The sequence below is a fragment of the Streptococcus oralis genome (assembly GCF_004127215.1).
GTDB classification, from domain to species: Bacteria; Bacillota; Bacilli; order Lactobacillales; family Streptococcaceae; genus Streptococcus; species Streptococcus oralis_BD.
In genome coordinates this window covers 348,840-360,229 of record NZ_QEWJ01000001.1, presented here as the reverse complement: position 1 = coordinate 360,229, position 11,390 = coordinate 348,840, and the positions used below count along the sequence as shown (strand labels likewise).

The 11,390-nt window shown below is 38.3% G+C and carries 6 protein-coding genes and 2 pseudogenes; 6 read left to right on the top strand and 2 right to left on the bottom strand.

All coding sequences use genetic code 11. The features are described 5' to 3' along the window. Positions 1 to 141: 141 nt before the first annotated feature. The 6 genes and pseudogenes from asp1 to DF216_RS01695 all read left to right on the top strand — a co-directional run. Positions 142 to 1,734, top strand: coding sequence for an accessory Sec system protein Asp1 (asp1, locus tag DF216_RS01720; protein WP_129325750.1), 1,593 nt, complete (start codon positions 142 to 144; stop codon positions 1,732 to 1,734). After that, positions 1,721 to 3,283 (top strand): accessory Sec system protein Asp2, encoded by a 1,563-nt coding sequence (gene asp2, locus DF216_RS01715; protein WP_125828337.1) that lies wholly within the window; start codon positions 1,721 to 1,723, stop codon positions 3,281 to 3,283. Before asp1 ends, asp2 begins: the two co-directional genes overlap by 14 nt. Beyond that, on the top strand, positions 3,280 to 4,314 hold the full coding sequence (asp3, locus tag DF216_RS01710) for an accessory Sec system protein Asp3 (protein WP_125828336.1): 1,035 nt from the start codon (positions 3,280 to 3,282) through the stop codon (positions 4,312 to 4,314). Before asp2 ends, asp3 begins: the two co-directional genes overlap by 4 nt. Positions 4,315 to 4,644: 330 nt before the next feature. Then, positions 4,645 to 6,690: a hypothetical protein gene (locus tag DF216_RS01705; RefSeq protein WP_129325749.1), complete on the top strand. Its 2,046-nt coding sequence runs from the start codon at positions 4,645 to 4,647 to the stop codon at positions 6,688 to 6,690. Between the two features lie 41 nt (positions 6,691 to 6,731). Continuing rightward, positions 6,732 to 7,907 carry a family 1 glycosylhydrolase gene (locus tag DF216_RS01700; RefSeq protein ID WP_129325748.1) on the top strand — a complete coding sequence of 392 codons (1,176 nt, stop codon included), beginning with the start codon at positions 6,732 to 6,734 and terminating at the stop codon, positions 7,905 to 7,907. Positions 7,908 to 8,415: 508 nt separating this feature from the next. Beyond that, positions 8,416 to 8,670, top strand: a pseudogene (locus tag DF216_RS01695) (hypothetical protein); the annotation flags it as partial. Between the two features lie 157 nt (positions 8,671 to 8,827). Here DF216_RS01695 and DF216_RS01685 read toward each other — a convergent pair. Further along, positions 8,828 to 9,480 (bottom strand): annotated as a pseudogene (locus tag DF216_RS01685) (IS3 family transposase); the annotation flags it as partial. Between the two features lie 82 nt (positions 9,481 to 9,562). Next, positions 9,563 to 10,846: a uracil-xanthine permease family protein gene (locus DF216_RS01675; RefSeq protein WP_164978981.1), complete on the bottom strand. Its 1,284-nt coding sequence runs from the start codon at positions 10,844 to 10,846 to the stop codon at positions 9,563 to 9,565. Between the last annotated feature and the right edge of the window lie 544 nt (positions 10,847 to 11,390).

The following is an 11,390-nucleotide window of genomic DNA, read 5'->3' as shown; positions in this document are numbered from 1 at the left end:
AAATAAATCTAACAAAAATAGGTCGTCTTTCAGAGACTTTTATGTCATTTCTTAGATGAAAATGCTTGACAACCAAGGGATTTATCTTGAGAATTAGAACTGACTACAATGAAAAATTGAATGCTAAGGAGATAGAGGGAAATGTTTTACTTTGTACCATCTTGGTATTGTCAAGGTAGGAAATGGTATTCTACAGCTTTGCCTTTTTATTGTTCATCAAACCAGATGATGTTTGATGATACTATGAATTTATTACAGATGTTTCAACCAGAGAAAAAAGATAGTACAATTTTAATTTTGAACTATTCACCCCATATTCGAACCTTTTTTTATCAAGAGAGAATTGAGCCAGCTAGTATGTGGAATCTATTTGATAATCTACAAGGTTTGACAGATGTTTTGCCTCGAAAGCTCGGCTTGGATGATTTGAAATGGCCACAGGGAGCGGAATTCTTTTATACTCCCTTTCTTGTGGATGTTTATTTAAATCAGAACCACTATGCCCAGATTAATTTTTCTCAGACTGGCAATATTTTCGATATTATCTATTTTAAAAATAATCAGATGGATCACCGTTTGGTCTTTGATGATCGGGGCATAGTTTCTAGTGTGATTTATTTTGAAAATAATCAGCCAGACCATCAAGATTATCTGAATCCACAAGGTCAGTGGCAGTTTAGGGAATTCTTGACAAGAGATAATCATCAAGTGCTTGTCAATCCTGAAGTCCAAGAAGCATTCGCAAAGGATGTTTATAGTGACATTGAGGAGCTAATCAAGGAAAAACTGGACCAGTATTTATCTTCTGCCCTAACAAGAGATGATATGCTTATTGTTTCAGCAAATCCTCAACATAACCATCTTTTCCACAAGGCTAAGAGGCATTACAATCTTGCCTTCTCTTTCTTTGGTGAACGCTACCCAATTGAGGATAAAGAAAAAATCCTAGGGGATTTGCAGGGTACACCATTCTTTATTGTTGATAGCTTTAGTAAGGTTCAAAAGATGGATGAACTGATTGGCAAAGCCCAGCTTCCCCCTTATTATGAGGTGGCTCCTTATGACATTCGTCTGCAGGCAGAAGAAAGCCAGCAGGAAAAGCCAGCAACTGTCTATGTCAATGTTGATACTTTACCTCAAGAACATCTTCAAACTGTCTTTAGAACCATATTTGATATGATGCTAGAGAAGGAATGGATGAAGTTACTGATTGGAACCCAGAGTTTGGAGTCTGAAAGAGCGGTATTTATCAGACAATTTCTCAAAGAATATTTATCGTATCAGCTAGGTTCAGAAGAAAAAGCACAAATCCATGAAGATATAAAGCCTAAGGAGAGTAAGGCTCTTTTGGAACGAGGAAAAATTCTCAGAGAGAGAATGGAGATTGAGACACATCGCAGTTCTACTGAATTAGCAAAAATTTTGAAGGAGGTTCGTGTCCTTCTTGATTTGGGAAATCCAGCAGATATGCTTCTACAAATTGCAGGGCTAAGTGGGGGTATTCCTCAGATTAATTTATATAGTTCCTCTTATGTCAAGCATGCAGAAAATGGTTCGATTATAACTGACATTTCTATCCTAAAAAATGTAATATTGTATTATTTGACGGATATAGAGTCAGCATATAAATGCAAGGCTCATTCTTTGAGTAGGATGGAGCAGTACAAAAGGGGAGAAATTGTCGAAATGTGGAAAAACTCAATAAAGGGATTAAGGGAAAATGAGAGAGATTAGTGTTCTACAAATTGCTGATGAGAACTGGCAAGAGCAATATGATATTCCTAGTAATATAAGGTGGAGATTTGTTAAGCCAGAGGATATGGCATCACTTGTACCTACTGATATTGAGATGTTGAGTGGGGGCATAGAAGATAGGGTAAGGCTTGCAAAGATTTATGACCTTATATTGGTGGATACGCTAGAACATTTTGAATACATCACTGTTCTGGATAGCCTGATTCAGCCTTATCGTTTGTTTTACCATGAACGTTGCCAGATTACTACGAAAGATTTGGAAACATTCTTGTTTCGTAAGAAAGCAGTCAAATCTCAATTTGAAAATCCTGAGCAGATTTTGTATCGTTTTTCTCGTGCTTTCTTTCCTCAGCAAAGTGGTTCCAAGCTCAAAGTAAATCATTTAGCAGTTCATTCTCTCTTTAGTGGACAGATTAACTATGAAGGAAGCAATTATCTCAGTTTGGCAGGGGGATTTGGAGAGGACTATCAAACCCTAGCGAACTATCAGTATAATATCTATCTGGATGCAGATACTCCTTTGGATTTGTGGCCAGAATTTAGAATTTCAGGTGACTGCTCAGTCCGCTATGTCATCAAAGGGTATCCTGTCGCGCCTTCACCAATGCAAGAATGGGTTTATGATGAAACGGTCTATGACAAACCTCTAATTTTAGACACGCAGGATTCCTACTATCTAAGCATTAGTATTCAAGCTAAGGGACAAGGAATCGTGAAAATAGGTCCCCTTCATCATCGAGATTCTCATTTAGGCTATGGTGACTTGTTAGTTGGTGGAAATCGCATTATTGATAAAAATAGAGAGGAACTGATTTATTTCTTTCATCCAGGTGATTTGAGACCACCTCTCAATGTATATTTTTCAGGTTATCGTCCAGCAGAAGGCTTTGAAGGGTTCGATATGATGGCTGGTATGGGAGCTCCCTTTTTATTGATTGGAGATCCGCGTTCAGAGGGCGGTGGCTTTTATCTTGGATCGGATGAGTTAGAACAAAAGCTCATTCAAGTGATTCGCCACTGTTTGAATGAATTAGAATTTACAGCCGATCAGCTAGTTTTGTCTGGCTTATCAATGGGGACATTTGGCGCCCTGTACTATGCTTCTAAACTAGAACCTCACGCCGTTATTGTCGGTAAACCCTTGGTAAATTTAGGTGATATTGCTGTAAATGAGTCTTCCCTTCGTCCTGGCGGATTCCCAACGTCTTTGGATATCCTTTATCGTACGATGGGCAAGCTATCTGATGAGACAGCAACAAAACTAAATGAGTATTTTTGGAAAGCCTTTAGAGCTGCTGATTTTTCGAGAACAAAATTTATCATGGCTTATATGTGTCAGGATGATTATGATGGCCGTGCCTATTCTACCTTGGAGGAAGAGCTCGAAAATCGTAATTATAAGGTTAGCCTGATTAGCAAGGGCTTTGAGGGACGACATAATGATGATACACAGGGTGTCGTCGGATGGTTTTTTAATCAATACATAGCACTGCTAATGAATAGTTTTGAAAGGAAATTTAATTCGTGAGATATAAGGAGGAAGTCTATTTTGCTTATTGGGATATGCAAAGTGTATCTCAGTATTTATATGGTTCATCTGTCAGGGTCTTAGAGGATGGTCGAGTTTTATATGAGAATCAATTTATGCCGTCTGGGACAGTTATTCACGAATGGTACTCGAAAGCCAATTATCAGGATCTGAGAAATACAAGTCAACTTCCTGATTTGAAGCGGGGAGAGAAGTATGTCATTGGAAGCTATCTAGAAACTCTTCCTGAGAATTCAACTTACTTAAAAGTTATCTTTATGGATTCGGCTGATGAGGAGATTTTTTCTCATAGTGTGAAACCAGAGGAGACAGCGAGTGTTTATGTACCAACTGACACCCATCATTATAAAATTCAATTGGTCAGTGGAGGCTGTCAGCGCTTCTTGTTTGAGGGGATTTATATTACCCAAGAAGGTGTGGCAGACTATACAGTTAATCGCTATTGGATTTCAGATTTGCTTCATAAGAACAATGAGAAGAATACCATTTACGTTTGCTTTACAGAGCCTGAGTTCAATCGGACAGGTTTTGTTCCAGAAAGAGTGCAGGAACATTTTCCAAATTTGGTAATGGTGAACTCTTCCTACAAAAGTTCACTTTTATATATGGAAAAAGAGTTTTTTGGAATTTTACTCGAAAAAATTGAAAGCCTATCAAGACAGTATTCTTTTGAAAAAGTAGCTTTTATTGGCTATGGACCCATTTCAAATATTGCGGCCCTGTTTTACTCAAAACAATTTTCAACTTCCTATGCTTTAGTGACAGATAGTTTTCTAGCTGAATTAGACTATCATCGCTTACTGGAACGTCATCGAAAACGAGTGAATTATCCGATTTTTAGGGATTTATTGCTATATCGCTTTGATTCAACAAGAGTTAAAGAATATGGAAGTTCGAAGATGGAATCTCAGGACTTATCCAATTTTGTCTATCTGTTAGATCAGTCGGCTTTGTTGAAAAATATAAATCTAGAGACAACTGAAGAGTGGATGAGGGAAAATGTAACCTAAGAATGCCTTTCTATGAATCACTTGTCCTGAAAACCAGTAGGAAAGTCTAATCTGTGTATGACAGATTTTAGCAAAATGTAGTCAATATAAAAATTAGAGTTCAGATTGTCACGACAGTTTACACCTTTTGATGTTGAAAGGCTTTGATGAATTTTGTGAATGAAAAAACAGAAACAGAATGCTATTCACTGTGTAAAATGAGAGTCAATTCTATATTGATATGGATAACAAAAGAAAATTAGCGGTCTTTTCTGGGTAATGCTTTGACAGATTGAACTTCAACCCTTATAATAGTAGTGATAAATAGTTTTTGGGAGAAATAATAATATAATGAGCAAAAAAGAAGAGTTATCAGGATTTCAACGCCTGTTATCGAAGATTAAGCAATTGGTCAATGAGGAAGATAACGATTATGATGATCATCATTCTGATGCAGTCGAACTGAAACCTGTTAGCAAAAAGATGAAGGAACAGAAAGAAATGGTGAGGAAGGCCAGTGAGGACTTTGAATTACCACTAGAGTCTGTTTCGGTTATGGAAGTTTTAGAAGCTTTTCAGGAGAAAAATAGTTTAAACATGGCCGAGTTGATAAAAAATGTTAGCCAGAGTTTATCAACTAGTGCGCTCGCTTCTCTTAGCGACTTCATCGCGATTTCCTACAGTGAATCTTATAGTCAAAGTATTTCTGAAAAAGGCTATTCTCTGCGTAATTCAATGTCTGAGGCTAACTCACTCAGTGATTCTGTTTCGGTGTCAGAATCGCTTACGGCTACGTCTATTCAAGAATCTGTGAGTCATAGTTTATATGTTTCTGATTCGGTGAGTACGAGCATGCTATCAAGCAGTGAAAGTATTGCTAGTCATACTGATTCTAGTGAAGTTTCGAATCAGAGTGAACCTGATTCAGAGAATCTTTCGTCTAGCCAAAGCTCTAGTGTATCTGAGTCAAAATCGCCTAGTCTTTCGCAGTCCTTGTCAGTCATTGACTCTGTTTCAGAGAGTGAAGACCCAAGTGATTTAGACTCAGAATCAATTTCAGAAAGTGTTTCAGACTTTATCTCAGCAAGTGAAAGTCACAGTGACTCCGAATTGGAGCAGGACATCAACTCTGTTTCCACCATCACATCAGACTATGTCCCAGAGAGTGAAGACCCAAGCGATTTAGCATCAGAATCAATTTCTAAAATTTCTTCAGATTTTATCTCAGCAAGCGAGAGCCACAGTGAATCAGAATCCCAACAAGGCATCGACTCTGTTTCCACCATCACATCAGACTTTATCTCAGAGAGTGAAGAGCCAAGCGTTTTAGAACCAGAATCAATCTCTGAAAGTGTTTCAGACTTTATCTCAGCAAGCGAGAGTCATAGTGAATCAGAATTGGAACAAGTTATTGACTATGTCTCAGAGAGTGAAGAGCCAAGCGTTTTAGAACCAGAATCAATCTCTGAAAGTGTTTCAGACTTTATCTCAGCAAGCGAGAGACACAGTGACTCCGAATTGGAGCAGGACATCAACTCTGTTTCCACCATCACATCAGACTATGTCTCAGAGAGTGAAGACCCAAGCGATTTAGCATCAGAATCAATCTCTGAAAGTGTTTCAGACTTTATCTCAGCAAGCGAGAGTCACAGTGACTCCGAATTGGAGCAAGACATCACCTTTGTTTCCATCACCACATCAGACTTTGTCTCAGAAAGTGAAGACCCAAGCGATTTAGCATCAGAATCAATCTCTGAAAGTGTTTCAGACTTTATCTCAGCAAGCGAGAGTCACAGTGACTCCGAATTGGAGCAGGACATCAACTCTGTTTCCACCAGCACATCAGACTTTGTCTCAGAGAGTGAAGACCCAAGCGTTTTAGTATCAGAATCAATCTCTGAAAGTGTTTCAGACTTTATCTCAGCAAGCGAGAGTCACAGTGACTCCGAATTGGAGCAGGACATCAATTCTGTTTCCATCACCACATCAGACTTTATCTCAGCAAGTGAAGACCCAAGCGATTTAGCATCAGAATCAATCTCTGAAAGTGTTTCAGACTTTATCTCAGCAAGTGAGGAAATATTTATTACCGAATCTATCTTTGATAGCTCTTCAGATGAAGTGGATTCAAAACATCTAGTTAATTTAGTAGAAGTTGAAGATAATGTAGGTGAGTTTGTGGATGAGACAAATCCCCCGGTAGCTCTGCCAACGGAGGATTTGGAGAATGAAAATTCATGGATGGGGCAAGAGAGAGAAGAGGATATGCAAAAATCAGATTCTCAGCAGCTATCTCGTGAATTTAAAAATGTCGTAAGTGGATTATCTGGTTTGAGCTCTATTATTCATAACAAGGGCGGAAAGAATCATTCAATAGCTAATGATATTTTTGAATAATAACAATCTAGTTTATAAAGAAAAAAATAAAAGGAGTCGTCATGATTAGAAATTTTTTGTCAAATAGTGGGAAAGGTTTAGGAACAACAGATGTTCTTCCAGTTGGTGAATTTCGTGGAGGAGTATTGCACGGGAAAATCGACTATAAAACAGTACCACTAGGTTTTTACGATTTACTAGGACAATCGAAACCGATTAGTTCAAGAAACTATATTGAGGATTTGAATTTGATTCAATCTATGGGCTTTAATGCCTATCGTATCTCTATCTCTTGGGCTCGCCTATTTCCAACTGGAGAAGAGTTAGAGCCAAGCGAAGAAGGATTGAAGTACTATGAAACGATCATTGACGAAGTTCTGGAGAAAGATATCGAACCAATTGTTACGCTCAGTCATTTTGATATCCCTCTTAACCTACATGAAAAGTACGGTGCCTGGAGAAGTCATCAGATGATTGAACTATTTGAGCGCTACGCAGAAGCTGTTTTCCATTATTTTAAAGACAAGGTAAAATACTGGATTACATTCAATGAATTTAATATTTTGCACCATTTACCATTTTTGGGTGGAGGCTTGTTATTTGAAAATAGAGATAATCGTGAACAGTTAATCTGGCAAGCGGCTCATTATCAATTAGTTGCATCTGCTCGTGTTGTTCAACTAGGAAAAACAATCAATCCAGAGTTTCAGTTTGGTGGAATGCTTGTCGTCAGTCAAAACTATAGCCAGCAAATTGACAATGCTATAGATGCTATGGAAGCTGAAGTTAAGAATCGTGAAAACTATGTATTTACGGACGTTCAAGTTCGTGGTTACTATCCGAACCACTTCTTGCGTCGCTTGGAACGTGAGCAGATTGCTTTGGATATTTCAGATGAAGATCTTTCTAGCTTAAACAGAGGTACAGTTGATTTTATAAGCTTTAGTTATCATGCATCGAATAACTCTGAAGAAGTTTTTGCTGATAAGTATGTAGCTGAGACTAGCACAGAAAAATCAGCTGATCCAGTTGGTCTTCGTTTGGTTATGAATAGTCTATATGACCGTTACCAAAAAGCATTGTTTGTCGTAGAAGATGAACTAGTCTTGGATGGTCCAGATAACTCTGTTATGGAAGAATTGAAAACAAATATTCAAGAAATCGTTAAAACAGTAGAGTTTGATGGTGTTGAACTCCTAGGTTATACACCTCTCAGCTGGGTAGAACTTGATTTTTAAAATAAAATTGGAGCTATTCTATTGAACAGCACCTCAAAAGTTAGATTATTTGTGTCTAATTTTTGGGGTGTTTTCTGATGCCGTAATTTATGAGCCTAAAGTTCATATCTATTAGCTAAGGACAAAAGGAACTAGATTTAATCGCTTATAGAAAAATATAAGCTTATTCTTTCGAATCTTCTGGTTGAAGGCTGTTTGCAACTAAGTGTTTGGATTGAATTTGATCTTACGAATCGTGAAATGCTTCCGCCTTGTCTGCACAATATGAGAAAAACGTCTATACTTATTGCTTCTAAAAGAAGAGGAAGACTATCTAAAATGGGACATATCTAAAGATAAGTTGGGATTAAATGAAAGAATTAGGAAATCTTCAAGCAGAAAATAAAAAAACGATATGCTGTCTAGCATAACGCTGAACTTTATCCTTAACTTAACTATACTGTTCAATTTGTCATGGGCAGTGCATTGAGGAGGTCTTTTCGCCTCTTGAATATACAATATACGTACACTCATGATCTTTGACAAACTCGCCAATCTCAAGTCCAAGTTTGGGAATCGGAATTTCTGGGCGGAAAGTTACTATGTGAGTACAGTAGGACTTAATGGAACAACAATAAAGAAATAGATTCAAGATTAAAGAAATTATCCAGTAAATGATCTCTTCACGAGTATAGAAATTCGAGAACGAGTAAGGCATGATACTGCGCCAGATAAATTAAGTGTAAAAGAATATGAGAATTCCTTTAGGGATAGTGGTAAGTAATTCCAAAGTCTCTTTAAGAGGAAAGTGATGAGTCAAGAGGAATGAGGCTTGAACAATGTAAAAGTGAGGGTCTTTTGGCGCTGGCTGATAATTTGGACTTATAGCCCTGGTCGCTGTGTAAAATGGTATTTTCATAGTATTTCTCTGTAAAGGTCTACTCCAGCATAGCTTTCCCTTGTTCTAAGTTAGGCGAAGTGGAAAGATGATAAGCAATAATTTCGCTGTTAAAGCCATCTAAAACAGGCGATAAATACAGTTTCTGAGCGCCATTTTGAATGGCAAATTCTGTCACATCCGTATAGCATTTTTCCATTGGCCTTGATACTTCAAACTGGCGTTGAATGAGATTTTCTGCTTTCTTGCCAATCTCTCCTTTGTAGGAAGAATACTTCCGTTTCCGACGAATTCGAGCCTTTAAACCAAGGATCTTCATCAGACGTTGAACCTTCTTATGATTCACCATGAAGCCACGATTTTTTAGTTCAAGAGTAACTCTCCGATAGCCATAATTTCCTTTATGCTCACTATAATTGGAAGCATTCCTTGGTTTGGGAGGCCATAATCAAGACTAACACTTCTTTGCGAACGACCTTCAAGAAGAACTTTATCCATTATTTCTCGTTTTAGTTCTGGAGAACAATAACGATTCTTCCCTTTTTTAACGATTTCTATTCCATAACAGTCAATTAATGTCACCATATATTTTAGGCCAGCAATATCCACTCCAAATCTTTTTGAAAGCTGTTTGAAGCTTTGTCCTTGCTTTCTTAGTTCATAGATATGAACTTTATCTTTATAACTCAATTTCATAATAAAATCCCCAAAAGTTAGAGTTTTCTGTCTAACTTTTGGGGTGCAGGTCAAACTGAGTGGAGCTTTTGTATTTAGATGACTAGTCTTTATTTTCGTATGGCAGGATCAAGTTTAAAAGGATACCTGTCATCGCTGATAGGGCAGTACCTGAAAGGGTTACTGGACCGAGTTTAAGAATTGCTCCACCAAGTCCAAGTACCAGCATAGCACTTGCGATGATTAGGTTACGCATCTGGCTAAAGTCCACACGTTCCTTAATCAAGACTTTCAAACCGTTGCTGGCGATAACTCCGTAGAGAAGGATGGACATCCCACCAAGCACAGCATTTGGAATGGTTGAAATCAAGGCAGTGAATTTACCTAGGAAGCTAAGAGCAATTGCGATAAGGGCTGCGTTACGGATAACAGAGACAGAAGCGATGCGAGTCATTCCGATAACCCCTGTATTTTCTCCGTAAGTCGTATTAGCAGGTCCACCGAGGAAGGCAGATACAGATGTTGCAATCCCGTCACCGAGAAGGGTACGATGAAGACCTGGTTCTTTCAAGAATTGACGGCCACAGATTTGGCTCAAGACTGTGTGGTCACCAATGTGCTCTGAAATGGTTACGATAGCAATAGGCAAGATTGCGATAGTTTCAGGACCAAAGTATAAGTTGTACTCTTTAAAGGCACCACCAGTATTAAATGGCAAGTAGAAACCAGGAATTTCGAACCAGTTGGCTTCTAGAACGGGTGTAAAATTAACTAAACCAAGCATCATAGCGAAGATATAACCACCGATAATGGCAAAGAGGAAGGGAATGATTCGTAGGAACCCTTTTCCTTTTGTATTGATAAAGGCGGCAATCAAGAATGTAACAACGGCTACAAGAGCGTTTTTCCAGTTTCCGTCTGCCACAAGCCCAGCATTCGTTACAGCAGAACCAGCAAGACCAAGACCGATAACGATAATCATTGGTCCGATAATGATTGGTGGCAAGAGTTTGTCAATCCATTTCGTACCAGCAAAACGAACACTTGCGGCTACAAGGACATAGACCAAGCCAGTCAAGATAACCCCTGTTTGAGCAGCAGATACATCCCCACCCATCTCTTTCATAGCTAGAGACATAGCCGTGATAAAGGCGAATGAAGAACCTAGATAAACTGGGACTTTAAAGCCAGTTGAAACCATATAAATCAAGGTTCCGATACCAGATGCAAAGAGGGCAACGGATACAGGCATTCCCAAAATCAAAGGAACTAGGATGGTCGCACCAAACATAGCAAAAACGTGCTGGAAGCTGAGGAGGATACCTTTCCCAGCTGAAGGACGTTGATCAACGTCTAGTAACAAATCAACAGTTGATTCCTGTTTCATAAAAACCTCACTTTTGGGCACCAAAAAAGAGCCCATTATTTTACAGCAATAGGCTCTCAGAGTAAGACTTTTTAAAAAATAGCTATCTTTTAAAAATTTATATAAATCTGCGCCTTCGCCACCTCACAGGATGACATTAAAAACCTTTGCTTAGGATAGTATAGCAGAAAAAATTCGTTTTGTAAACGAATTTTTCCCGAGCCTAGAAATAAAAGAGCGAGGCAGATTTTGTAAATCATTTTTTCCCGAGCCCAGAAATGCGAGAGCGAGGTTAATTTTGTAAATCATTTTTTCCCGAGCTCAGAAATGTAAGAACGAGGTTGATTTTGTAAATCATTTTTTCCCGAGCCCAGAAATGCGAGAGCGAGGTTGATTTTGTAAATCATTTTTTCCCGAGCTCAGAAATGTAAGAACGAGGTTGATTTTGTAAATCATTTTTTCCCGAGCTCAGAAATGTAAGAGCGAGGTTGATTTTGTAAATCATTTTTTCCCGAGCTCAGAAATGTAAGAGCGAGATTGATTTTGTAAATCATTTTTTCCCGAG